Below are 23,596 nucleotides of genomic sequence, written 5' to 3' on the forward strand. Positions count from 1 at the left end.
TCATGCTTCAGGCTTGGCTGCGTATATCGGCCAATTCACGCGCCATGGCAACAAAGCCCGCGACCGGAATGGTCTCGGCGCGCCGCGTCGCATCGACGCCGGCGGCAGCGGCGAGGCGCGCCGGATCGGCCTGAAGTGATTTCAGGCTCTGGCGCAGCATCTTGCGGCGCTGGCCGAAGGCGGCCGCCGCGACCTGTTCGAGCAGCCGGCGGTCGCATGGCAGAGGCGCCGCGCGCGGCACGAGGCGCACGACGGAGGAGGTGACCTTCGGCGGCGGAACGAAGGCGGAGGGCGAGATGTCGAACAGGATCTTGGTCTCTGCCCGCCAGTTGGCGAGCACGCCGAGCCGGCCATAGGCCTCCTCGTTCTCGCGCGCCACGATCCGCTCGGCAACCTCGCGCTGGAACATCAGCACCATCATCTCGTACCACGGCGGCCACGGCTCGCCGGTGAGCCAGCCGATCAGGAGCTGGGTCGCGATGTTGTAGGGCAGGTTGGCGACGATCTTTGCCTTGGCGCCGCCGAGCAGGGGTCTCGGATCGAAGGTCATGGCATCGCCATGCACGATCTCGAGGCGCCCGGGATAGCGCACGGAAATATCCTGCAAGGCGGGGATCGCGCGTTCGTCATGCTCGATCGCGATGACGCGCGCAGCACCAAGCGCGAGCAGGGCGCGCGTCAATCCGCCCGGGCCGGGACCGATCTCGACGATCGTCAAATTCTCGAGCGGCGCGGCGGCACGCGCGATGCGCGCTGTCAGGTTGAGGTCGAGGAGGAAGTTCTGGCCCAGCGACTTGCGGGCCGATAGCGAATGCTGGCGAATGACCTCGCGAAGCGGCGGGAGGTCGTCGATCGCGCTCATGCCGGTTGCGCGGCCATGCGGCTTGCGAGTTGCAGCGCCGCGATCAGGCTTGCGGGATTGGCCTTGCCCGTGCCTGCGATGTCGAATGCCGTGCCGTGATCCGGCGATGTCCTGATGAAGGGAAGGCCGAGCGTGACGTTGACCGCGTCGTCGAAGGCCAGCGTCTTGATCGGGATCAGCGCCTGGTCGTGATACATGCAGACCGCGCAGTCATAGGTTTGTCGCGCGGCGTCGTGGAACATGGTGTCGGCGGGCAAGGGGCCCCTGGCCTCGATGCCGTCGTTGCGCAAGATCTTGATCGCCGGCGCGACGATGGTCTGCTCCTCGTGGCCGAGCGAGCCGTTCTCGCCGGCATGCGGGTTGAGGCCGGAGATCGCGATGCGCGGCCGGCTGATGCCGAAACGTGATTTCAGCTCGGCTGCGACGATGCGCACCGTCGAGACGATCAGCTCGCGCGAGAGCTGCGCCAGCGCATCGCGCAGCGAAAGGTGAATGGTCACCGGCACCACCGCAAGGCGCGGCGACCACAGCATCATCACCGGTTGCGGCACGCGTCCGTCCTGTTCGGCGAGCTCGGCGAGAAATTCGGTGTGACCGGGATGGCGGAAGCCCGCGCGGTAGAGCACGCTCTTGGCGATCGGATTGGTGACGACGGCGCCGGCGCGGCCTTCGCGGACGTCGGCGACGGCCTGGCGAATGGAGGCGAGCGCCGCGGGCGCGCTGCTCTCGTCGGGCCGGCCCGGCTCGGCCGTTGCGACCTCGCCGGTTGCGACCACCGGCAGGGCGTCGGCGAAGGTGGCGACTGCATCCTCGGCGCGCACACGCGCGATCTTGATATCGGCGCCGAGCGCCTTGGCGCGCCGCGCGATCAGGGCGTCATCGCCGAGCAGGTAGAACGCGGGCAGCTTCAGCTCGTTGCGGCGCAGCCAGGCCGCGATCGTGATGTCGGGGCCAATGCCGGCAGGCTCGCCCAGGGTCAGTGCGAGGGGCCTTGCCATCAACGATATTCGATCATCGCCGCTTTGCGGATTTCGGCCAGATACCGCTTCGAGGTCTTCTCGTACTTCTCGACGTACATCTTCTCGCGGACCTCGCGCCGCTTCGGCGTGTCGATCATGGTCGAATTGCGCGCACACAGCACGACCATTTCGATGCCCTGCTTGGTGACCTCCGGCGGGGTGAGATGGCCAACCTGCGTATCGTCGAGCACCTTGCGAAGCGCCTCGGGGAGATCAGCGCTGGTCTTGGTGACGCTTTCGCGGATCGCCGCGTTGGGCGTCGAGCGGAACAGCGTATTGGCTTCATCGCAGCTCGTGATCCGGCTGCGGTACAATTCGGCTTCCTTGTGCCGTGCCTCGGTCGCGGCCTGCGACGAGCCGCGCGGCACGATGAGGACGATCGGCTGCATCTTGTATTCGAAGCCCTCGACCTGCAGCTTTTCGCCGTTCTGGGCCTGCACGGCGGCCGCGACGTCGCGCTCACCGACCTGCAGCTGTTCCTTGAAGCGGCCGCGGACGAGGCTGGTCCAGACCATTTCGGCGCGCATGCGGTTCTTCAACGTCTCCGGCCGCACGCCCTTCACCTCGAGTGATTTCGCGAGCTGGTCCGGCGTGATGCGCATGCGCTGCGCCATGCCGGAGAAGGACTGGTCGATATCGGAGGCGCCGGGGTCGACGCCGTATTTCTTGCCTTCCTTGATCTTCACCTTCTCGTCGATCAGCTCGTTGATGACCTCCTGCCGGCCAGGGTTCTTCTGGGTCGTCAGGACGTCGAGCTTGCTGCGCTGCTCGATGTCGAAATCGGTGATGGGCTCGCCATTGACCATGACGACGACGGTCTGCGCCTGCGACGGGGCGGCGCCGCCGATCAGGAGCAGGGCCGTGCCGAGTGCGGTGAGGAGAAGGCGATGGACTCGCAAAGTGGTCGTCATGGATGTCGTCGCTCGCATGCTTGCGATCCGAACAAGCCCCGCAGCGTCAAATCTGTTTACTGCAAGCCGGCGGAGCTGCTGGTTCCCGAGGAGTTCGCCAGCGTTCGCAGGCCGATCTGGAACATGAACGCGTGGCTCAGAACAGGCGGGTTGCTGCCCGCCGAGTAGCTATAGGACGTTACATAGTTTGCCGCCAGCACGAAGCAATCGTCGACATAGCCTGCGCCGACCACGTATTGGTTGATCTTGTTGGCTTCGAGGTCCCAGCGCGCCGAGCCCTGGACCACCCAGTTGGCCGCGACCTTCACCGAGCCGCTGGTGAGGATGCCCTCGCGGCGGGTCAGGTAGCCGAGTTCCGGCTGCGGCGCATAATTGCCGTAGATCATGCTGACCGACCAGCGATCGAAATTGGCGCGGCCTTCAGCCTCGAAGCGCTGGACGTTCCAGGTCTGCTCGTCGAAGCGGCCGCGGACGCTGAAGGTGTAGGTCCGGTTCGGCGAATAGCCGACGCTCGCGACATAGTCGGACCGCGGCTTGTCGAGACCGGAATCCAGGCCGGTATTGATCTCATCCTTGACCGCGAAGGAGTTCAGGCCGAACAGCTGGTAGGACTGCCCGAACAGAACCTTGACGGCGCCGCCCCTGTCGAACTGGGTGGTGGCCTGCACGCCGACATTGGCGCGGCCGCCGCCCTCGACGCGATCGTAGCCCGAGAACTTGTCGACGCTGAACAGATTGCTCGCGTCGAACACCATGCTCTGCGCGTCCTCGTTGGGAAACTTGCCGGCATAGGTCTCGTTCGGACGGATGATGACCTGCGCGATCGGCTCGACGATCGTCGAGCCCCACGGCTGCACGTTGATGAAGGGATAGCGGTACTCGAGGCCGACCATCGGCATCAGGCGCAGCGCCTGGGTGTCGCCGACAGGCAGGAAGTTCGACACGCCCGGCTGGTTCGAGACCGAGGAGTTGATCGCGTCCGCGCGCAGGATGGCGAACGGGGTCCAGATTTCACCGAAGGGATCGGTGAAGGACTTCCGCCACTGCGCCTCAGCCGTCATGCGCGTGTAGGTGCCGGGGAAGCCGCGCAACAGACATTGCGAGGGCGTGCGCGCGAGCGGATCGGCCGAGGTGGTGGTGCAGAGGCCGAGGGTGTTGGCGGTCGTGGTGATCGGATCGAACACCGCGTCGTTACGCGTCAGGTTGACGAAATTCGTCTTGTAGGAGACCTCGCCACCGAAGATCGGATAGTTGATCACGTTCGAGTAGTCGATCACGGGGTAGACGACCGGCACCTGCTGCTGATTGCCCGAGAAGCTCAGGAAATACATCGTGCGCGCGTCGAAGAAGCTGCGGTTGCCCACCCCGGTCAGATAGAGCTGGGAGATCGCTTCGGTCGGCAGGCTCAGGAACGAGGAGAAGGGATCGCGGTACGCCGACAGCCGGTAGTCCGAGAAGAAATAGTAGTCGGACATCAGGACGCCGTCCCAACCCCAGACCCATTTGTCGTTCAGCGCGAACTGGCCCTTGGTGTCGATGGCGCCGCGGAACTGGCGGTCACCGGGCTGCCCGGCGAGCGCGCCCGGATCGAGCTGGTCGATGCCGTAGACGCGGATCTGGTAGGCGCCGTCCATCAGGCGCTGGCGGAACTCGGCCTGGAACAGCACGCCCTGCCTGGAGGTGATGCGCGGGCTGAAGGTCGCGTCCATATCGGGCGCGATCGCCCAGTAGAACGGAATTTCAACGCCGTAGCCGAACGGCGTGTTCGACGTGAAGCCCGGCATCAGGAAGCCGGTCTTGCGCTTCACCGTCGGGTCGGGCGTCGAGAAGTACGGCATGTAGGCGAGCGGCACGCCGAAGAATTCGAGCTGCGCCGTCTCGAAGTACAGCATCTTCTCCTGCTGGTCGTGGATGATGCGGGCACCCTTGACCTGCCATAGCGGCGGCTTCTTCGGATCGTCCTTGCACGGCGCGCAGGCCGTGTAGACGCCGTTCTCGAATACGGTGTAGTTGCCGCTGGAGCGGTCGGCGCGGCTCGCGGCCATGCGGGTCTGGTCGGCGGTGTCCACGCGCAGCGAATCGACGAAACCGTCGCGGTAGTCGTCCGACAGATCCATGATCTCGGCATAGGTGATCTTGCCGTCGGCATCCGTCATGCGGATGTTGCCTTCGGCATGGAGCCGCTTGGTCTTCTGGTCGTAGATGACCTTGTCGGCCTCGACGCTGGTGCCGTTGTAGAACAGCTGGACGTTGCCGACCGCCGAGACGCGCGAATTGTTGTAGTCGTAGTCGACCTCGGTCGCCTGCACGAGCATCTGGTTGTCGTTGGCGGCCTTCGGCGGCTTCGGACGCGGCGGCAGCGGATTGTAGGTGAAGCTCTGTGCAGCCGCAGGCGCGGTCGCGGCAAAGTCGAGCAATCCACCCAGCGCGAGCGCGGCCAGGAAGGCTAGCAGGAGGCTGCGGGCAGGCAAGCCGCGTCCGTTCGCGCGCACCACGGTGCGCAGCGCCAATTCAGACACATGCCCTCGGCGGACGGCAGTCACTATCCGTCCTCCTGATAGAGCAAGGCCAAAAAGCCGGTGAGGCCGCCCACCACAACGGGCAGCCACGCCGCAGCGATCGGATGCATCAACTCAGCCTTGCTCAAATCCTCAGTAACTTTGGACAGCACGTAGAGCAGAAAGCCTGCGCCCACGCCACTCAAAACCATCTTCTGTACGCCGCCCATCCGGAAGAAGCGCAACGATACGGAAGCCGCCAGCATCACCATCGCTGCAAGCAGAAACGGCTGTGCCAGAAGCTTATGGTACTGGAGTCGATATCCGGCTGTCGCGAAGCCCGAGCTTTCAGACGAACGGATGTAGCTCGGTAGTTGCCAAAAGGACACAGTCTCGGGTGTGGAAAAGCTGTTGCGAACCTGCGCTTCGGTCAGCGTCGTGGGAATCTCCAGGCGGTCCTGATCGACAGGGGGGGCGTCGAGCGAGAAGCGCCGCACGGTCCTGAACACCCAGCGGCCGTCTTCCAGCGTCGCCTCGCGCGCCTCGATGCGCTCCTTGAAGTGAAATTCCGTATCAAACCGGAACAGCGTCAGGCCGGTCAGCCGGATGCCCTGCTGCTCGCTGCGCGCGGCGTTGATGATGATCTGGCCTTCGCTGGTGACCTGGTTGAGCCAGAAGCCCGAGGCGTCCTGGATGCCGCCACCGGGCGCCGAGCCGAACAGCTCCGCTTCCATGCGCTTGGACAGCTCGCGCAGGTTTGCCGACATCGGATTGTAGGCGACCGTCGCGATCACGCCGATCAGCAGCGCGCTGCCGAGCGCGGGCGAGATGAACTGCCAGGCGGAAATGCCGGCGGCGCGTGCCACGACAAGCTCGAGCCGGCGGGAGAGGGCAAGGTAGCAGGTCATGGCGCCGATCAGCATGCAGAACGGCGTCAGCTTTTCCAAAAGCTGCGGTACGCGGAACAGCGAGGTTTCGGCCACCATGATCGCGGAGGCGGACGCCAGGCCAGAGGTCTTGCGCACCATCTCGATATAGTCGACCAGCACCAGCAGCAGGAAAATGCTCGCGAACACGCCGAGGGCGGCGACGACGAAGCGGCCCGCGAAATAGCGCCCGAGGGTGTTGGTGAGCATGCTCATGCGGCGACCGGACGTCGGAACAGCCGCGCAATGCGCGCATTGGATCTGTTGATGGCTTCCAGCAGCGCAGGCGGCGCTTCCACCACCACGCCGCCGACAATCATCCAGACGCCGAGGCCGATGGCGACCGCCAGCATGGCATATTGCACGATCGGGGCGGCCGGCGACTTCACCGCCATCACCGAGCAGGCGAAGCCCGCCATGCGCAGGCCGAACACCGCGAGGATCGAGCTGCCGATCGAGAAATTGCGGCTCTGACGCGTGGTGCGCGGCGCGCCGAGGAAGGCGAATGTCAGCGCCGCAAAGGCGAAGGGATAGAGCGGCGCCATGATGCGGTCATGCAGCTCGGAGCGGAACTGGCCGGGCACCGATTTGTAGACCGGATCGTCCTCGGACGGCGAGAACAGCTCCCAGAGATAGCGTTCGCGAATCCCGAGCGTGACGTCGCGCCCCTGGTTGGAGAATTTCGACATGTCGAAGCCGTGGCGGGCGAAGGTCACGAGCGCAGGATCGCGCTTGCCGGCCTCGAAGCGCTGCAGGTTGCCGTCCTCCAGCACCAGAATCGTCTCGCCGCCGCTCTTCACCACCGTGCCGCGCTCGGCGACGATCGAGTTGCGCTCCTTCGGATCGCGGCGGTCGTCGATGAAGATGCCGGCCATGATGCCGCCGGGCTGGCGCTCGCGAATCCGGATCGTGAGGTTCTGGTCAAGCTGGGCGAAGCGGCCGGGCTGGAGGATGTTGGTGAGGACGTCCGCTGTGATCTCGGCGTCCCATTGCTTGATCCGCCGCATGCCGTCGGGGGCGAGATAGGCGGCGATGAAGGCGACCAGCAGCGCCACCACGCAGGTGGCGTAGAAGAACGGATAGAATAGCCGGAACGGCGAGAAGCCGGCGGCATTCATCACGATGATCTCGGAATCGGTCGCTAGCTTGTTCAGCGTGTGCGAGATCGCGATCATCAGCGCGATCGGCGAGATGATCAGCACCAGCGCGGGAATCACGAGGCTGGTGATGCCGAGGAAGGTCAGGATGGTCTGCCCCTGACTCGTCATCAGGTCGATGCCGCGCAACGCCTGCGTAATCCAGATCACGCCGGTGAGGCTGACCAGGACCAGCGCAAACGACGCCAGCGTCGTGCGGAAAATATACCTGTCGATCGACCCCATGCGCTACCGCACGATCCCCACCAGGCCCCTTCTGGGTCCCAAACTCCGGACGTCCCGACCCATCCCGGAAGGGATCCCCAAGGGTCGTTCTGCCACGTCTTTCACCAGTTCACACTCTCACTACCATCCCTTTGATCCGTCAACAAAATGGCTGCCCCGTGGCACCCTCATCATATGGTTAATATTTCCTTCTTGTGGCCTGCCGGCCACGGGCAGCGCTTGGCATGCGAGGTGCGGACGGGTCATAGTACGCCCCGGAGCAGTGAATCGCCGTTCAGCCGGTGCCCGTAGCGGTGCTCGGGGAGCGGCAAAAGTCTTGTTTTTTGGAGGAGTTATCCATGTCCGACGCCGTCAAGGTCGGCTTCGTTCCGTTTTCCGCCGTCCCGCGCGGGACGCTGGTGGCGTTCTGTGACGACGGCTTGCGATTCGGCCCGGCGACCGCCAAGGCGCTCGGATCGGCAGTGGACCTGGTGAAGCGGGCCGCCGAGGCGGGCCAGTTCAAGGGCAAGACGGGCGCGGCGCTCGACATCCTGGCTCCCGAGGGGCTGAACGCGAGCCGGCTGATTGTGATCGGGGCCGGCAAGACTTCGGCGCTGAAGCTCAACGACTTTCTGAAGTTCGGCGGCGTGGCGGCCGGCAAGCTGAAGGCTGGCGCGAGCGCCATGACCATCATGGCCGAACTGCCTGACGGGGCCATGACCGCGGAGCAGACGGTCGCGATCGGCTCGGGCCTGCGGCTGCGCGCCTATAAATTCGATCGCTACAAGACGAAAAAGAAGGACGGCGAGGAGGGCGGTGCGTTGCGCGCCGACGTCGCGTTCGCTGTCGCTGACTTGGCTGCTGCGAAAAAGGCCTTCGCGCCGGCGGGCCATGTCGTCGAAGGCGTGATCATTGCGCGCGATCTCGTCAACGAGCCGCCGAACGTGCTCTTCCCGGAGGAGTTCGCGCGGCGCGCGAGCCAGCTCCGCAAGCTCGGCGTCAAGGTCGAGGTGCTCGACGTCAAGGCGATGCAGAAGCTCGGCATGGGAGCGCTGCTCGGCGTCGGTCAGGGCTCGGCGCGGCCGAGCCGTACCGTGATCATGCGCTGGGACGGGGCCAAGAAAGGCGAGGCGCCCGTCGCTTTCGTCGGCAAGGGCGTCTGCTTCGACACCGGCGGCATCTCGATCAAGCCGGCCGGAAGCATGGAGGACATGAAGGGCGACATGGGGGGAGCCGCCTGCGTCGTCGGCCTGATGCACGCGCTCGCGGCGCGCAAGGCAAAGGTCAACGCGGTCGGTGCCATCGGCCTCGTCGAGAACATGCCCGATGGCAACGCCCAGCGTCCGGGCGACATCGTCACCTCGATGTCGGGCCAGACCATCGAGATCATCAACACCGACGCCGAAGGGCGTCTCGTGCTGGCCGACGTGCTCTGGTATGTCGCGAAGAGGGTGAAGCCGAAATTCATGGTGGATCTCGCAACGCTCACCGGCGCAATCATGGTCGCGCTCGGCACCGAGCATGCCGGCATGTTCTCCAACAATGACGAACTCGCCGAACGTCTCCTGACGGCCGGCATCGAGAGCGGCGAAAAAGTCTGGCGCATGCCGCTCGGGCCCGAATACGACAAGCTGATCGATTCCCAGTTCGCCGACATGAAGAACACCGGCGGCCGCCATGGCGGCTCGATCACCGCGGCGCAGTTCCTCCAGCGCTTCGTCGACGGCACGCCCTGGGCGCATCTCGACATTGCCGGCACCGCCATGGGCGCCCCGAAGACCGACATCAACCAGAGCTGGGGCTCCGGCTATGGCGTGCGCCTGCTGGACCGTCTGGTCGCCGACCACTACGAGCGCAAATGACCGAAGTGCTGTTCTACCATCTGCAAAACATGACGGTGGAGAACGTTTTGCCGCCGCTGCTCGAGAAATCGCTCGAGCGCGGCTGGCGCGTCGTGGTGCAGTCGACGTCGGAGGAACGCGCCGATGCGCTCGACGCGCATCTCTGGACCTATCGCGACGATTCCTTCCTGCCGCACGCGACATGGCGGGTGAACGACGCCGCGGAGCAGCCGGTCGTACTGGCGGTCGAGGAGGGCAATCCCAACGGCGCCAATGTCCGCTTCCTGATCGACAACGCCGCGCTGCCTCAGGATTCGGAGACTTATGAGCGCATGGTGCTCCTGTTCAACGGCGACGATCCGGACGCGCTCGCGCTGGCGCGCAGCGCCTGGACGGATTGCAAGGCGCGCGGATTTGATGTCACCTATTGGCAGGCTGACGAGCGGGGCCGATGGCAGCGGCGCAATTAGGTGTTGGCTGTCAAATTAATGATAATTTGCGCCTTTCGGGGGAAAGCTGGCCTTCGTCACGGTCGTGCCGCAAAGTGATGTTGGGACAATCGTTTAGGGCTGGTCCTTAACGCGGGGATTTGGGTTTATCGTGCGACATCAAAAGCTTCCTTCGACGCTTCTACTGGCGTTGTGCACGGTTGCGCCGCTGATCGCGGGCTGCGCGGGCGGCTCGGATCTGCTGTCGAAGGATGCCGAATGGTTCAACAAGCCGGCCCGGCTCTTCATCAAGAACATCTCGATCGAATCGCCGCCGCTGACTCCCGACAAGCCGGTGACGGCGGAGGATCTGGTCAGTGCCGACGGCGCCTGCCCGGGCATGGCGCCCGCGGGTGCGCCGGCTGACGCCAATGCCTCGACCACGGCACCCGCGCCGTCGGGCGGAACGGTCGCGCTCGGTCACACCGAATGCGACGTGGTGCGCGGCATCGGCGCGCCGAGCAACGTCAATCTCTCTAATGATGCCGGCGGCAGGCGCGTCGCCGTCATCAGCTGGGCGAGCGGACCGCGTGCCGGCATCTACACCTTCACCGCAGGCCGCCTGACCTCGATCGAGGGCGGCCCCGAGCCGGCACCGATGCCGAAGGCGGCCAAGCCGAAGCCGAAGAAGAAGGCGGCGACCTGAGCGGCCCCATCAGCCAGTCGATGCGGCGGCGAAAACCGCCAATTGAGCATCGAAAGCACGCCTGAAGGTCGGACGCGCTTCGCCGCGGGCCACATAGGCGGAGAGGTTCGGATATTCGTGCAGAATGTCCGATCCATTCAACCGGCGCAGCACGGTCACCATCAGAAGGTCGCCGGCGCTGAACGCACCATCGAGCCAGTCGGAATTTCCCAGGCGACTGGAAAGTTCGGCAAGCCGGACCCGGATGCGATCCTCGACGACAGGCAGGCGCTGCTCGTACCAGGTCTCGCCGCGCTCCACGAGCATGGCGATTGCCCGATCGACGATCGGCGGCTCCAGCGTGTTAAGCGCGGCAAATATCCATGTGATCGCGCGCGCCCGGCCATGCGCATCGTCTGGCAGCAGTCCACCATGGCGCTCCGCAATATGGAGCACGATCGCCCCCGACTCGAACAGGGCAAGACCGCCTTCTTCGTAGGTCGGAATCTGCCCGAAAGGATGAAGCGCACGATGCGCCGCTTCCTTCATCTCGCTGAACGAAACGAGACGAACGTCGTAAGGTTGGCCCACTTCTTCGAGCGCCCACCGAACACGCATGTCACGTGCTTGTCCTCTGCCGCGGTCGGGCGACTTTTCGAAGGCAGTAATGACGGGGATCATGGGAAGCCTCCGTGAAATTGCATGACGCCGACGATAAGTCTTCGGTTCTTGCGCTTTGTGCCCAGAGGACGAACGGGTGGGGCAGCTCCCGACAACATACGTCGCTTTTCCAGCGGGAGATTCGCAGTGCGACTCCTCAGCCGTTCTGGACCAGGGGTTCGTGGGCTCAACAGAGAGCCGTCAAGATGATCGACGCAACGAAGGTCGGATCACGGAATTGCCGGGCGAGCTACGCGACGCAGATGCCGGGCACAGCGACCTTCTGGAACAGGTGCGGAGAAGCGATGGCGGAAGATGGATAGGCGGAGATCTTCGATCGGAACTCGGGGTGCGTGAAGGCGGCCCGGAAGTGGGCGGTCGATTCCCAGACGGCGCAGTTCAGATAGGTCGGGCTTTCGCCGATCGCGCGATGAAGCTGGGTGGCGATGAAACCCGGCTGCCGCTTCATGAAGGCAGCATCGTCTTGCCAGACCTGGAGGAATGTTTCCTCATCGGCTTTGTCGAGCGTGAACAGATTCACGAGCACGACAGGGCTGGTATCGATGCCGAGCTGACGTTCGATCGGAAACGCGGGATCCAGTGGGCGCAGGTGCGACATGAGAGCCTTCATTCGGTTGGTTGCATGATGTCAATGTGGCATTATATTTAGACTGCCAATTTGGCATTATGATGTCAATCTAGATTTATGGTGACGAATGCTGAAATCCCGACGAACGCCTGCTGGCGATGCCCTGAGCAACCTCATGCTTGACCTGTTCCGGCTGAATAGCCTGGTCCTGACCGCAGGTGACCGCCTGGTCGCCGCGCTCGGGCTCACGAGTGCCCGCTGGCAGATCCTTGGCGCCATCGTGCACGCGGAGCGAGCGCAGCCGGTCGCATGGCTCGCCCGCGACCTCGGTGCCAACAGGCAAAACGTGCAGCGGATCGTCAACGACCTTCAGGCGGAAGGGCTCTTGGCGTTCGAGGCCAACCCGCACCACCGGCGCGCACAACTCGTGGTCCTGACTGACAAGGGAAGGCGCACGTTCGACGCCGCGATGGCGTTGCAGGCCCCGTGGATCAACGACCTCTCGGAAGGGCTTTCGGTCAAGGACCTGCAAACGGTTCACCGCCTCGTCACGGCCCTACGCAAGAAGCTCGAGAGCAATGAAGGAACTGAAGATCGGGTGTAGTGGTGGCGCGAGATGGTCGCGCTCTGAAACTGATGCTGATCAAGCTTCTTATTGCTGGCATCGGCTTCCCTCCGTACACTCGACATGCGCGCCTGCGCCACCATTGAAACCCGCCTGACCGGTTCAACAGCGAGCGGAGCAGGGGACAAATGCTCGGATTGCGCAAATGGATTGGCCTTTGCGGCTTGCCGGCGGCGCTCGCGTTGCAGATCGTCTCCGGTGCGCCGGCTGTCGCCGAAGACAAACTGCTCAACGAGGTGGTCAATTTTGCCGGCACGCTGAGCTTTCTGGCCGGCAAGCTCCCGGGCTTCATCCTCGTTGCGGTGCGTGACGGCGAGACAGCCATTGCCGGCTTCGGCAGCACGGCCGACCATGACGGCAAGACGCCCGATGGCGATACGATGTTTCGCATCGGTTCCGTGAGCAAGGTGTTTTGCGGCGAGACGCTCGCCAGCATGGTGCTCGACGGCAAGCTGCACTTCGCCGATCGCCTGCAGGACAGGCTTGGCTATGACGTAACCTTGCCCGAGAAGGATGGCCGTCCGATCCGGATCATCGACCTCGTGACGCAGTCATCGGGCTTGCAGCGCGAAGTGCCGCGCGCTGATGGGCCGGCGGATGATCCGTTTGGCACCAACACCAGGGACGCGCAGATCGCCGCTCTCAAGACGGAGCCTCTACTGTTTCCACCCGGCACGGCTGCGCTCTACTCAAACTTCGGTTTCGACCTGCTTGGCGCCGCGCTCGCGAAGTCAGGCGGAAAACCCTATGCGGATCTGCTGAAGGAGCGGGTTCTCGATCCGGCCGGCATGAAGGATACCGTGTTCAACCTGCGTCCGGGTGATGAACTGCGCTTCATGCGCGGACACGATTTCGACGGATCACAGATGGCGATCGCGAAGACGCCAATCAGCATCGAATGCGCCGGCGGTATGATCACCACCGCCAACGATATGGCGCGTTGGATGAAGTGGCATCTTGATCGGCTTGCGGCCACAGATCACGACCTGCGCCTGCTGGACCATGCCGCCTATCTCTACCGCGACGGCCTCTCTGTCGTGTCGGGCCTGGACGACGCGGGGCCGATGGATGCAATGGGGCTCGGCTGGGTAATCAATATGCCCGCTGGCAACCGGCCGCTGATCCTGCAAAAGACGGGCGGTCTGCAGGGCAGTTTCGCCTATCTCGCGATCGCGCCGACACGCGGGGTGGGCGTATTCTTCGTCATGAACGCATTCAACATTCCCGCCTTCACGGCAGCCGTGGCCACGGCCAATGGACTGATCACGCAGCTCGCGCCGCGTTAGTCGTGCGGGAAAGGGAGTTTGTGCGCCCTGCCGACAATCCCTGATGAATCCGTCGAAAATGGTCCGAAGCGGACGTGTTTGAGAGTCCAGAAGTTGCCAATTCTGCGAGAACTCGCGTATGCACTACGTGTAGGATCGTAGTGTGAGACATTCAAATGGCGATGGAGCTGAGGGGCGCGAGAGGCGAGGGATTTGCGACGATTGCCGCTGACGGTCGCGTGTTAGATTCCTGGTTTCTTCGGCTACGCCTGGTTGAGCAGGCCGACAAGTCGGCAACGGTACGGCTGACGAGCGACGAGATCAACAGATCGTTGGGTGAGTCGGCGGACGGATATGCGCGACAGGACGACATCCGCAATGTCGACATCGTTTCCATTCATACAAAAATTGACTCGCTTGCATCTGCGCCGACTGATGTGCACGACGCATATCTTCGACTTCATCTCCTGAGCCACCGGCTCGTCCAGCCGAATTGCCTGAACCTTGAAGGACTCTTCAGTCTGTTGCCTAACGTTGCCTGGACGACACTCGGTCCCTGTGAATGCTCTCGTGTGCCGGAAGCGCAAATGGTAGCGCGAAAGCGTGCCCTTGCGTTTGAGGTGACAGGCGTGGACAAGTTTCCGCGCATGACTGATTATGTGACGCCTGCGGACGTGAGAATTGCAGATGCGGATCGCGTAAGGCTCGGAGCCTACTTGGCTCCGGGCACAACCGTTATGCATGAAGGCTTTTGCAATTTTAATGCGGGTACGCTCGGTCCCTGCATGGTCGAAGGCCGGATAAGCGCCGGTGTGGTCGTGGGAAGCGGCAGCGACGTTGGTGGCGGAGCGTCGATCATGGGCACTCTGTCCGGAGGAGGGAAAGAGAGGATTACAGTTGGTGAGCGCTGCCTGATCGGAGCCAACGCCGGTATCGGCATTTCATTGGGTGACGATTGTGTCGTCGAAGCGGGCTGTTATGTCACGGCAGGCGCGCGCATCCTTTTGGAAGATGGCCGAGTACTGAAAGCTAAAGAACTCTCGGGCCAGAAGGGCCTTCTTTTTCGTCGTAATTCCCAGAGCGGCGCTCTTGAGGCAACCAGACGTACACCAAATTGGGACGGCCTCAACTCGCAACTTCACAGCTAGGCAGTCACTCGAAGAATTCGTCGCGACAATTGTGGCGCGTCAGCGATGTCGCCTTCTGGCCCATCGCGACACTTGCTGCGGTTGCACAAGGCGGTCGGTGTCGCGGCGAACCGGACATCGACAAAGATTTATGGTACGCGCGCTAGTGGGGGAAGGTGATCGGCGGGCAGAAACCGCCGACACTTCAACGATTATCGATCGGACTTTTTGCCGTTCGCCTGGCCGTAAGCCGGCTTGTTGTCGGGCTCATGCTCAAATGCGCACGCACTCACTGAGATGCCGATCAAAATCAGCCATGTCGCGGTCGTCAGAAACTTCATTTGCCCACCCCAGGGGATCGATGGGTCATTCCCCGAAAAACACAGGTCTTTGACGTCGCGGGCCGGGATGGGGTTCAAAGCCGCGCGCCCTGGGGAGCTGCGCGGCCTCTATGACGGCCGTGTCGATGCTTCCAGCTTGAGTGTCCTCGCTCGATTCATCCGAGATAACCGGAAACTCCGTCCCACAGCAGCTTCAATGCCGTGACGGCCAGCAATCCGTAGCAGGCCCGGTAGACTTGTTGCTGGTCCAGCTTGCCGTGGAGGCGCCAGCCAAGCCAGACACCACTGGGAACGGCGAGCAGGCACGCCGCCATCACGATCCAGACGTTGCCGCTCGGCTTTACCAGGAGCAGCCACGGCACCGCCTTGGTCGCGTTGCCAACGGTGAAGAAGAGGCTCGTCGTTCCGGCGTAGACTTCCTTGCTGAGCCCGAGTGGCAGCAGATACATCGCAAGCGGCGGACCGCCGGAATGCGCGACCATGGTCGTGACGCCCGAGGCGAGACCGGCAGCAACCGCCTTCGGCGACGAACGCGGCTGACCAGTCACCTTCGACGCACGCAAGAGCCATAGGCCGACAAAGACCAGAGTGACGACCGCCATCAGAATCGCCACGGCACGATGGTCCAGCACCCGGAATAGCAGATAGCCGAGCCCGACGCCTGTCACGAGCCCGGGCAGCAGAAGCACGAGGTCGGGCTTCGACCAGGTCGAGGGTTTCCAGTAGCGAAGCGCGAACAGATCCATCGCGATGAACAGCGGCGCGAGCAGGCCTCCGGCCGTGACCGGGTCCATCACGAGCGACAACAGTGGAATGCCCACGATGGAGAACCCGCCGCCGAACGCGCCCTTCATGAAGCAGATCAGGAACACGCCGGCAAACGCGATGAGAACTGTGGTGACCGTCAGATCCATATGGCCTCTACGATCGTCGTGCCACCGGCCCGGCTCGCCAAATGCAGCGTGCAATCGAGTTCATGTCGCCATATTGTTCCGACGATTGTCTCGGTTCAATGGAAACATTGCCATCGGTGCAATTTACCTGGAGTGTCTTCGGGGAGGGGCCGCGCTGGGTGCGATGCGCAAGGGCACAGCTAACCGGCAGTCACGGCGGATCTTGTGTGGCGTATCTCTTGAGTCTGAAGGACTTGGGAGCCGCATCCGGGGCCGAATGCAATCGCCTGCTAGGCCGATCGGAGACCGTCCTCGTGCTCGCGCTCGTCAACTTGCGTTATCAACCCGCTTCGCAGCCCAAAAAGCACAAGCTCGACATCGGAAGAAACGCTGAGCTTCGATTTGATGGCGTAGTGGTAGTTCGAGACCGTCTTCGGACTGAGATTGAATGCGGCGGCTATTTCCTCGGCCGACCGGCCAGCGAGCAGCATGCGCAGGATCTCGAATTCACGTGGAGACAAACTATCGACGGCACTTGCATCGTCCTGCAAGCTGTTCCTCGCAAGGGCTTCACTGATCTCGGGGCAGATGGCAACACGGCCGGCAGCGGCGTCACGTACCGCGCTAACGAGCAGCTCGGGCGGGCTGCTCTTTGTGACAAAGCCCTTTGCACCGGCCCTGAAGGCCTGGAGAGCGAATGTCGCGCTCAAATGCATGGTGAAAACGAGCAGGCGCGCTGCCGGATCCCACTGACGTATCTGGCGAATGGCATCGATACCGCCGCGACCTGGCAATGAAACGTCCATCACCACAACATCGGGCTGTTTGCTCTTATAGGCTTGATAGGCACTCGCCGCATCGGCGGCCTCGGCGACTACTGTAATGCCCTCATGCTTTTCGAGAAGCCGACGGTATCCCTCACGTACGACCGCGTGGTCATCGACAAGCAGGACGCTGATACTTCGCGGCGTCATGATGCTGCACCCCGGGCATTCGTAACGGGAATGATGGCGCTGAGGATGAGGCCCTTCTCTGGCCTCGACACGACTTTCATCTGCCCACCCAGCGCGAGCGTCCTCTCGCGAATCCCGATCAGCCCGAGCCCAAAGCCAGTCTCTCTCCTGATCTCATGCGCTAGTCCGGCTCCATCGTCTTCAACCGTTGCCTCGACCAAGCCGCTGCCTGACCGTGGCGCACCGCCTTGGGCAAGGTCGATCCGCACCACGGCACGCACGTTGGCCGCCTGCGCATGCTTCGCCGCGTTCGTGAGACCCTCCTGAACGATATAAAAGACGTGAACGGTAATCGCCGGGGGTAGCGCGTCGAGGTCGCCGTGCGTCTCGAGAAAGAACCGGGTCTTCCCGCAACAGCGGCGATTATGATCGCCGATCAATCCCTCGAGGCTCGTGAGCAGGCCGACGTCGTCGATCTCCTGCAGTCTCAACTCTTGCACGGTCCTGCGAAGCCCCTTCATGATATTGCCGGCAGTTTCCGTCAGGGCCTGAGCTTCGGCGACAAGAGATGGACAATCAGTCGTGGCGGTGAACTTGATCGAAGCCGCCGTCGCACTCATGGCACTGAGGCTCTGGGCCAGCTCGTCATGAAGCACCCGTGCGAGGTGACGCCTTTCCTGCTCGCGGGCTTCCACCAGACGTCGCGCAAGCTCGGCGCGCTCGGAAGTCGCGACTTCCAGGGTGTTCGCCAGATCGTTGAAGACGCCGCGTATTCTTTGCAGCTCGGCAAGTCGGAAGGGCGGAAGACGGCACTTCAGATCGCCCGCAGCCAACCTGTTGAGCCCGCTGACGACATCTCTCGTCGGACGCAGCGCGCGCTCGACGACAAAATACACCAGGGTGCCAAGAGCGCCGATTGTCGCTGCCGAGAGGCCGAGCATCCGTGAGATCTCGGACCACGCGCGCGCCGTCACGGCTGACGGGTCCGTGCTGACGACGACCGAGCCAAATACATGACTTTGGTACCCGATGGGACGCTCGTAAGTCATACGACTGCCGACCGCCCGCTGATATGCAGCCGAAAACCATGCCGGCGCCTCGTCCACCTGGCTGCGGAAGCCCAGACAACTGGAGATGACATCCTTCCCGGCTTCATGGAGCCGCACGCACTGACCGGGGCTCATCACCTGGTCGAGATAGCCATCCAACTGACGAAAGCGTCCTTGCAGGTCGAAGCGCCTTCCGAAGAAATTCCGCATGTCGGGATGGAATGCAATCGGCATTTCCAGAAACCTGCCGACAGTATCGCCTACTGCGCGATTGGCCTTCAATGTCTCCTGTCCCGCTCGGTAGACGGAGACCGCTGCTCCGCCAAGAAAACAGAGTAGCGCAACGGCCGCTACCTGCCTCAACAGCGACCATTTGAGATCGATGACCGGCCGGTGCCGAAGAAGCCTTATCTTCCGCATGGCGAGGGGCCCGTAATGCTTTGCGCAGATTACAGCATCTGCTCGCCGCTCGATACTGTTTGGTTCCACGTCGGGCAAATTTCCCAGGGCCTCGCATGGAGTCCGCCGTTTCCCTGATTGAAGGTCTGTCAGATGCTGCGCGTGCGGTCCCGATGAAACGACCGTTGAGGAGCAGGCGCCCGGTCCCATCCTTGCTTGGGGCGGCTTACCCGTCTCTCCTCGCCATAATGCATTGATGATTTGAGGCAGGATGACTGTGAAATTCGTGGTGGGACGAACTCTGATCCAGGAGGGATGTCATCATGAAAAATCTATTTGTGATCACCATTGCCGTCGCCGCCATCGGAGGCACATGGAGCAACAAAGCCGGCGCGTGCAGCCTGAATTTTCCGACTTTTGAACTCATGGGCTTCCCGATCTCCCGACACCAGGTCGCGGTGGTGGGATCGGCCCATGTTGAGGAGAGTTCGGCTACAGCGCAGCTAATGTTAGCTGGTATGCCCGCTTCTCCTCATCAGATTGCGGTCCTCACTCCGCGCGCGAAAGCCCCGAAAATGGTTCAGGCCACGGTTGGTATTCGAGAACCAATCACCGTTGGCTTGACGCCGCCTGGCTTGCCAATAGGCGCGACTGGCGCTGCGCTTTGTGCCGCTGATTGAGCACACACCGCTTCAAGGCCGCTCGATGGCCTCGAAGTCTTCCATTGAGCCGAGACCAGATCGCGGAGGCGAAGACATGCTGGCGATGAGGCAGGCGACGGTTTCGATCTGTCTGCTGCTGCTGTTCACGACCGCGGCGCTCGCGCGAGATGACGGCCGCTACGCGAATTCCCCGCTGAAACCCTGGTTCGAAAGCCTGGAGAGCGAATTCGGGAAGTGCTGTGAGGATTCCGACGGCTACGTGGTCTCCGAACCGGATTGGGAGTCCGATCACGGGCGATATCGCGTCCGCATCGATGGCGAATGGGTTCTGGTGCCGGACGGCGCTCTCCTCACGCAACCCAACCTCGCCGGACGGACGATGGTCTGGAAGTACTACATCGACGGCCATCCCCGTGTCCGCTGTTTCATACCGGGCAGCATGACCTGATGCGTCCAGCGCCGGACCGACGCGAAAAAGCGTCCTCTCCGGCAGATCGCATTTTGACCCATCTCGGAAGTCGTGCCTTGATGGAAGAGCTGCGCTAGTGCAGCGCAACACGGAGGCGGCGATGAACAGGGCAACAGGGCGGGGTTCGATCATCGCGATGGTTGTGCTCGCGACCTTCGGCATCGCAAGTGCGCAAGAAGCCGCCAAGCGTGCCGCTGCCGGACCGGTCTTGTCGAACACCGGTCATGATGCGGCCGCTTACGGCGCTGATGAGGGATATCCCCTTGGCACATTGTCGACCGGCGCAGAGATGCGGCATCTCGTGGCGACCTATAGTCATTTTGACGAACTGACACCGGCGCGCATCGTTGCACGTGCAGCCACATCCTGGTCGTTTCAGCGCGCCACCGAACCCGAGATTTACTACAGCTTTGGCGGCGAGCGCCGCACGATCGCGGATTATCTTGAACGGCAGCCGACGACCGGACTGCTCATCGCCAGAGACGACACTATTTTATACGAACATTATCAATACGCGCGATCGGACCACGATCGCTTTCTCTCCCAGTCGATGGCGAAGACCATTACTGCGATGCTGATCGGAATCGCTGTGGCCGACGGTGTCATCAAATCGATCGACGACGACGTCGCCACCTATGTCACCGCACTCGCAGGTACCGAGTACGGCAAGACGCCGATCCGCTCGCTGTTGCACATGTCTTCCGGTGTCAACTTCGAAGAGCGGTACGATGGACAGGACGATATTGCGCGTCTCGGGCGCGATCTGTTCGGCCGTCCCGGCAAGGCCCCTGTGGTCAGCATCGCGCAGTTCAATACTCGCGTCGCGCCGCCTGATACGCGATGGCACTATGCCAGTTCCGAGACCGAGATCCTTGGCCTCATCCTGCGCTCGGTGACCGGCACTCCAGTCGCGGATTACCTCAGTGAGAAGATATGGCAGCGGATCGGCACCGAAGCCGATGCCTCGTGGGCGATCGACGGAACCGGCCAGGAGGTGACCTTTTGCTGCTTTAACGCCGTGTTGCGCGACTACGCCCGTTTTGGACGCCTACTGGCGCATGGCGGCGTGTGGAATGGGCGCGAGGTCATTCCACACCAATGGCTGATTGATGCGACGACGGTGAGTTCAACCGACGCCCATCTCGCGCCTGGTGTGGCCACGAAGTATTACGGCTATGGCTATCAGGTCTGGCTACTGCCCGGCGCCGAACGCCGGTTCGTGTTGCTCGGCATCCGCGGCCAGATGATCTTTGTAGATCCTGGGACCAAGCTGGTGATGGTGCATACAGCTGTGCGTCCCGAAGCGGTCGATAGGACTGCGTCAGCAGAGACTATAGCATTGTGGCTGGCCGTGGTGGACCAGCTCGGTCGCACCGCGCGATAAGCGTCCCCATCTTGTGGGCCCATAGCGGACATCGGTTGTCGATGGCAGATGGCCTGCCTTTGGGGCTAAAGTCCCCACGTCCGGACGCGTCGCGCCGGATCGCCGGGCGGAGGGTACCAGCATGGCAGCGCGTGGATCAGGTGGACTGCTGGTTTGCATGAGTCTCCTGCTTGCGATGCCGGTGCAGGCCGCCACGCTGGCCGACCGGGACGGGTGCGCCGCCAGCGCCGACAAGCCCGAGGTCGGGGGCACGGCATGCAGCCGCATCATCGACGATGCAAGCGAGTCGGTGGCAGCACGCGTCGAGGCACTCAAGAACAGAGGCCGCGGCTCCTTCAACAGGAGGGATTTCGACCGCGCGATTGCCGACTACGGCGAGGCCATCAAGCTCAACCGAAAAGACGCCTGGGCCTTTGCTCACCGGTGTGAGGCCTACGAGAGCAAAGAGGACCACGACGCGGCCGTCGCCGATTGCACCGAGGCGATCAGGATCGATCCCGGATATGGCTGGGCCTACAACAACCGTGGCGTCGCCTATTACGGTCTGCATGAATACGACGCAGCCCTGGCTGACCACGCCGAGGCGATCGGGGTCGATCCCAAGGACGCGTGGGCCTATGCCCGCCACGGCATGGCCTGCATGGAAAAGGGCGAATTCGACCAGGCAGTCGTCGATCTCACCAAGGCGGTGACCATCGATCCGAAATACGCCTTTGGTTTCGGTCAACGGGGTCAAGCGCTCTTCAGAAAGAGGTTGATCACGAAAAAAGGCGGATGGGAGCCCGCAATCGCAGACTACGGCGAGGCCATCAGGCTCGATCCAAATCTGGTTTGGCTCTACAGTTCGCGTGGCGTCGCCTACAGCAACAATTTCCAATACGATTTGGCCGTTCCGGATTGCAGCGAGGTCATCAAGCGCGAGCCCAACAATTCCGGCGGGTACAATTGTCTCGGCGTCGCCTACGAAGGCTTGAAGGAATATAGCCGTGCGATCGCCGGCTATAACCAGTCGATCAGCATCAATCCAAGGAACGGTGTGGCGTATTGGAATCGCGGCAATGCCAATGTGGGGCTGCGCAAGATCGATGACGCGATCGCCGACTATGACCGGGCAATCGCGATCAACCCCAAGGACTTCAACGCTTTCAACTCCCGCGGCAAAGCCTACGTTTTGAAGCGCGACCGCAACCACGCGATTGCCGATTACACGCAAGCGATCGAGCTCAATCCGTCCTATGTCGAGGCCTACAACAACCGCGGCCTCACCTATGAAGCGCAAAACCGCCGCACTGATGCGATCGCCGATTTCCGCAAGGCGCAATCGATCGACCCGGCCGACCAGATCAGCAAGCAACAGCTCCACGTGCTCGGATTCTGAAGAGCGTGGCGCGAAGCCGCTTGCAGCAAGGATGTCTGCAAGTACCATCGGTTTTGTCAGCGCGTGTCTTGTTCACGCCGTTGTGCGGTGTACCATCATCCACTTAAATAAACGGGGCTCGTATTCGAAAATGTTGAATTGTGCGCTGGCGGCGGTGCTTGTTGTTGCACTCGGCGGGATTTTGTTCGGCGTGAGGTATATGCGGCGCGAAGCATATTTGCCGTATCATGCCGTCGTGGCCAGAAAGCCGTTCGCCGAACTCGATCCCGGAGTTCAGGCCGTCATTCTCGGTATGCTGAAAATCATTGGGGGCGGCTTCGCTACGCTTGGTGTCACCTTGCTGTGGCTGTGTTTTGCGCTTCATGAGGGTGCGCGCTGGGCACCGTCGGCAATCCTGACCATCTCGGCTGCCGCGCTCATCCCGATGTTGTATGTCGCCACCACGCTGCGGACGTTCCGGCCCGGCGCGCCAACACCTGTGCGGCCGACACTCGTCATGATGATCTTGATCGTCGTCGGTGTCGGGCTGTCTCTGCTGGCACGCTAGCGCCGGCGCCGCCTGTTCGAGGAGGCGAATGCACGCTACGAGGCGATTCAACGGTAGCGCGAGCAGTCAAACTGAATCGATGGGTGGCCCGCTATGGCCCTTCGAACCTCACGTGATGCTTCTTGTGAGTCCGAAGAGCATGGGAGCGGAATGACGCAACGCCATCGCGCGGGTGCTGAATATCTAGCGGTTCGCCTTGAAAGCTTCCCACCGCGCCTCGCGCTCTCGCTGGTATTTGGGAGCCCGCTCGGCGACCAGATCCTCGCGATGAAGCGGTTTGCCGCAGGATTCGCAGGCTGGACCAAGGCCGGCCGGCTTGCCACAGGTGAGATGCGTTAAGTTCACTGCGCGGCCTTCCCTCGGCGACTTGCACCAGGTCTCCCCCCAGGCGCGTAGCGCCAGGATCACGGGATAGAAGGCCTCGCCTTTCTTTGTGAGTTGATATTCGTGACGCAGCGGCCGCTTGTTGTAGACACGCCGCTTCACCAGCCCGTCCGCTTCCAGCTTCTTCAGTCGCGCCGCGATCATTTGCGGTGTCGCACCCGTCTGCGCCTGAATCTCCTCGAAGCGGTGCATCCGCATGAACAGCTCGCGTAGGATCAATACGGTCCAGCGATCGCCTACGACTGTCTCGGCGCGTGCCACGGGGCAGAGCGTTTGGTCAGCAGTGTTGTCATTCATCGTCTTCATCACGTTTGCTTCATCGCGCTTGTGCCTATGAATT

23 protein-coding genes are annotated in these 23,596 nt (G+C 62.5%); 11 read left to right on the plus strand and 12 right to left on the minus strand.

Annotated features, from left to right (window positions below; all coding sequences use genetic code 11):
- Positions 1–7 precede the first annotated feature (7 nt).
- The 6 genes from rsmA to lptF are packed head-to-tail and all read right to left on the minus strand — an operon-like array spanning position 8 to position 7,598.
- Complete coding sequence (rsmA, locus tag YUU_RS0112015) at positions 8–862, minus strand: 16S rRNA (adenine(1518)-N(6)/adenine(1519)-N(6))-dimethyltransferase RsmA (RefSeq protein WP_027522588.1); 855 nt, start codon at positions 860–862, stop codon at positions 8–10.
- Positions 859–1,860, minus strand: a complete 1,002-nt coding sequence (gene pdxA / locus YUU_RS0112020; protein ID WP_027522589.1) for a 4-hydroxythreonine-4-phosphate dehydrogenase PdxA — start codon at positions 1,858–1,860, stop codon at positions 859–861. The genes rsmA and pdxA overlap by 4 nt, the downstream gene beginning before the upstream one ends.
- Complete coding sequence (locus YUU_RS0112025) at positions 1,860–2,792, minus strand: SurA N-terminal domain-containing protein (protein ID WP_027522590.1); 933 nt, start codon at positions 2,790–2,792, stop codon at positions 1,860–1,862. Before YUU_RS0112025 ends, pdxA begins: the two co-directional genes overlap by 1 nt.
- A 56-nt stretch (positions 2,793–2,848) precedes the next feature.
- Positions 2,849–5,335, minus strand: coding sequence for an LPS-assembly protein LptD (locus tag YUU_RS0112030; RefSeq protein WP_027522591.1), 2,487 nt, complete (start codon positions 5,333–5,335; stop codon positions 2,849–2,851).
- Positions 5,335–6,432 (minus strand): LPS export ABC transporter permease LptG, encoded by a 1,098-nt coding sequence (gene lptG, locus YUU_RS0112035; protein ID WP_027522592.1) that lies wholly within the window; start codon positions 6,430–6,432, stop codon positions 5,335–5,337. The genes YUU_RS0112030 and lptG overlap by 1 nt, the downstream gene beginning before the upstream one ends.
- A complete protein-coding gene (gene lptF / locus YUU_RS0112040) occupies positions 6,429–7,598 on the minus strand; it encodes an LPS export ABC transporter permease LptF (RefSeq protein ID WP_027522593.1) in 1,170 nt (389 codons plus the stop codon). The genes lptG and lptF overlap by 4 nt, the downstream gene beginning before the upstream one ends.
- Positions 7,599–7,936: 338 nt before the next feature.
- On the opposite strand from lptF, the gene YUU_RS0112045 reads away from it, so the two are divergent.
- The 3 genes from YUU_RS0112045 to YUU_RS0112055 all read left to right on the plus strand — a co-directional run bounded on the left by YUU_RS0112045 (position 7,937) and on the right by YUU_RS0112055 (position 10,552).
- On the plus strand, positions 7,937–9,439 hold the full coding sequence (locus YUU_RS0112045; RefSeq protein WP_027522594.1) for a leucyl aminopeptidase: 1,503 nt from the start codon (positions 7,937–7,939) through the stop codon (positions 9,437–9,439).
- Positions 9,436–9,888 carry a DNA polymerase III subunit chi gene (locus YUU_RS0112050; RefSeq protein WP_027522595.1) on the plus strand — a complete coding sequence of 151 codons (453 nt, stop codon included), beginning with the start codon at positions 9,436–9,438 and terminating at the stop codon, positions 9,886–9,888. The genes YUU_RS0112045 and YUU_RS0112050 overlap by 4 nt, the downstream gene beginning before the upstream one ends.
- A gap of 169 nt (positions 9,889–10,057) precedes the next feature.
- The gene (locus tag YUU_RS0112055; protein ID WP_198031742.1) at positions 10,058–10,552 is read left to right on the plus strand and encodes a hypothetical protein; all 495 of its coding nucleotides are present in this window, start codon (positions 10,058–10,060) and stop codon (positions 10,550–10,552) included.
- Positions 10,553–10,561: 9 nt separating this feature from the next.
- Here the strand turns inward: YUU_RS0112055 and YUU_RS0112060 are convergent, their stop codons facing one another.
- The gene (locus tag YUU_RS0112060) at positions 10,562–11,212 is read right to left on the minus strand and encodes a glutathione S-transferase family protein (RefSeq protein WP_027522597.1); all 651 of its coding nucleotides are present in this window, start codon (positions 11,210–11,212) and stop codon (positions 10,562–10,564) included.
- A gap of 229 nt (positions 11,213–11,441) precedes the next feature.
- Positions 11,442–11,810 (minus strand): antibiotic biosynthesis monooxygenase, encoded by a 369-nt coding sequence (locus YUU_RS0112065; protein WP_027522598.1) that lies wholly within the window; start codon positions 11,808–11,810, stop codon positions 11,442–11,444.
- A 97-nt stretch (positions 11,811–11,907) separates the two neighbouring features.
- Between YUU_RS0112065 and YUU_RS0112070 the strand changes: the two genes are divergently transcribed.
- From YUU_RS0112070 to dapD, 3 genes are all read left to right on the plus strand, one after another.
- Entirely contained in the window at positions 11,908–12,384 is a 477-nt protein-coding gene (locus YUU_RS0112070) for a MarR family winged helix-turn-helix transcriptional regulator (protein ID WP_027522599.1), read from the plus strand.
- 149 nt (positions 12,385–12,533) lie between these two features.
- Positions 12,534–13,691 carry a D-alanyl-D-alanine-carboxypeptidase/endopeptidase AmpH gene (gene ampH / locus YUU_RS0112075; protein WP_051389702.1) on the plus strand — a complete coding sequence of 386 codons (1,158 nt, stop codon included), beginning with the start codon at positions 12,534–12,536 and terminating at the stop codon, positions 13,689–13,691.
- Positions 13,692–13,846: 155 nt separating this feature from the next.
- Positions 13,847–14,818 carry a 2,3,4,5-tetrahydropyridine-2,6-dicarboxylate N-succinyltransferase gene (dapD, locus tag YUU_RS0112080; protein ID WP_027522601.1) on the plus strand — a complete coding sequence of 324 codons (972 nt, stop codon included), beginning with the start codon at positions 13,847–13,849 and terminating at the stop codon, positions 14,816–14,818.
- 475 nt (positions 14,819–15,293) lie between these two features.
- Here dapD and YUU_RS0112090 read toward each other — a convergent pair whose 3' ends face one another.
- The 3 genes from YUU_RS0112090 to YUU_RS50715 all read right to left on the minus strand — a co-directional run bounded on the left by YUU_RS0112090 (position 15,294) and on the right by YUU_RS50715 (position 18,315).
- The gene (locus YUU_RS0112090; protein WP_027522602.1) at positions 15,294–16,052 is read right to left on the minus strand and encodes a sulfite exporter TauE/SafE family protein; all 759 of its coding nucleotides are present in this window, start codon (positions 16,050–16,052) and stop codon (positions 15,294–15,296) included.
- A gap of 269 nt (positions 16,053–16,321) precedes the next feature.
- Positions 16,322–17,005 (minus strand): response regulator transcription factor, encoded by a 684-nt coding sequence (locus YUU_RS0112095; RefSeq protein WP_027522603.1) that lies wholly within the window; start codon positions 17,003–17,005, stop codon positions 16,322–16,324.
- Positions 17,002–18,315 carry a histidine kinase gene (locus YUU_RS50715; RefSeq protein WP_198031737.1) on the minus strand — a complete coding sequence of 438 codons (1,314 nt, stop codon included), beginning with the start codon at positions 18,313–18,315 and terminating at the stop codon, positions 17,002–17,004. The genes YUU_RS0112095 and YUU_RS50715 overlap by 4 nt, the downstream gene beginning before the upstream one ends.
- 440 nt (positions 18,316–18,755) lie before the next feature.
- Between YUU_RS50715 and YUU_RS50720 the strand changes: the two genes are divergently transcribed.
- From YUU_RS50720 to YUU_RS0112125, 5 genes are all read left to right on the plus strand, one after another.
- On the plus strand, positions 18,756–19,112 hold the full coding sequence (locus tag YUU_RS50720) for a hypothetical protein (RefSeq protein ID WP_051389704.1): 357 nt from the start codon (positions 18,756–18,758) through the stop codon (positions 19,110–19,112).
- Positions 19,113–19,188: 76 nt separating this feature from the next.
- A complete protein-coding gene (locus tag YUU_RS0112110) occupies positions 19,189–19,542 on the plus strand; it encodes a hypothetical protein (RefSeq protein WP_027522604.1) in 354 nt (117 codons plus the stop codon).
- A gap of 121 nt (positions 19,543–19,663) precedes the next feature.
- On the plus strand, positions 19,664–20,947 hold the full coding sequence (locus YUU_RS50725; RefSeq protein ID WP_051389711.1) for a serine hydrolase: 1,284 nt from the start codon (positions 19,664–19,666) through the stop codon (positions 20,945–20,947).
- Between the two features lie 121 nt (positions 20,948–21,068).
- Positions 21,069–22,325: a tetratricopeptide repeat protein gene (locus YUU_RS50730; RefSeq protein WP_084801412.1), complete on the plus strand. Its 1,257-nt coding sequence runs from the start codon at positions 21,069–21,071 to the stop codon at positions 22,323–22,325.
- Positions 22,326–22,356: 31 nt separating this feature from the next.
- The gene (locus YUU_RS0112125; protein WP_156944243.1) at positions 22,357–22,872 is read left to right on the plus strand and encodes a hypothetical protein; all 516 of its coding nucleotides are present in this window, start codon (positions 22,357–22,359) and stop codon (positions 22,870–22,872) included.
- 183 nt (positions 22,873–23,055) lie between these two features.
- On the opposite strand, the gene YUU_RS0112130 is transcribed toward YUU_RS0112125, so the two are convergent.
- On the minus strand, positions 23,056–23,562 hold the full coding sequence (locus YUU_RS0112130) for a helix-turn-helix domain-containing protein (RefSeq protein WP_035662091.1): 507 nt from the start codon (positions 23,560–23,562) through the stop codon (positions 23,056–23,058).
- Positions 23,563–23,596 lie beyond the last annotated feature (34 nt).

Origin of the sequence: Bradyrhizobium sp. Ec3.3, assembly GCF_000472925.1 — a bacterium.
GTDB lineage: Bacteria > Pseudomonadota > Alphaproteobacteria > Rhizobiales > Xanthobacteraceae > Bradyrhizobium.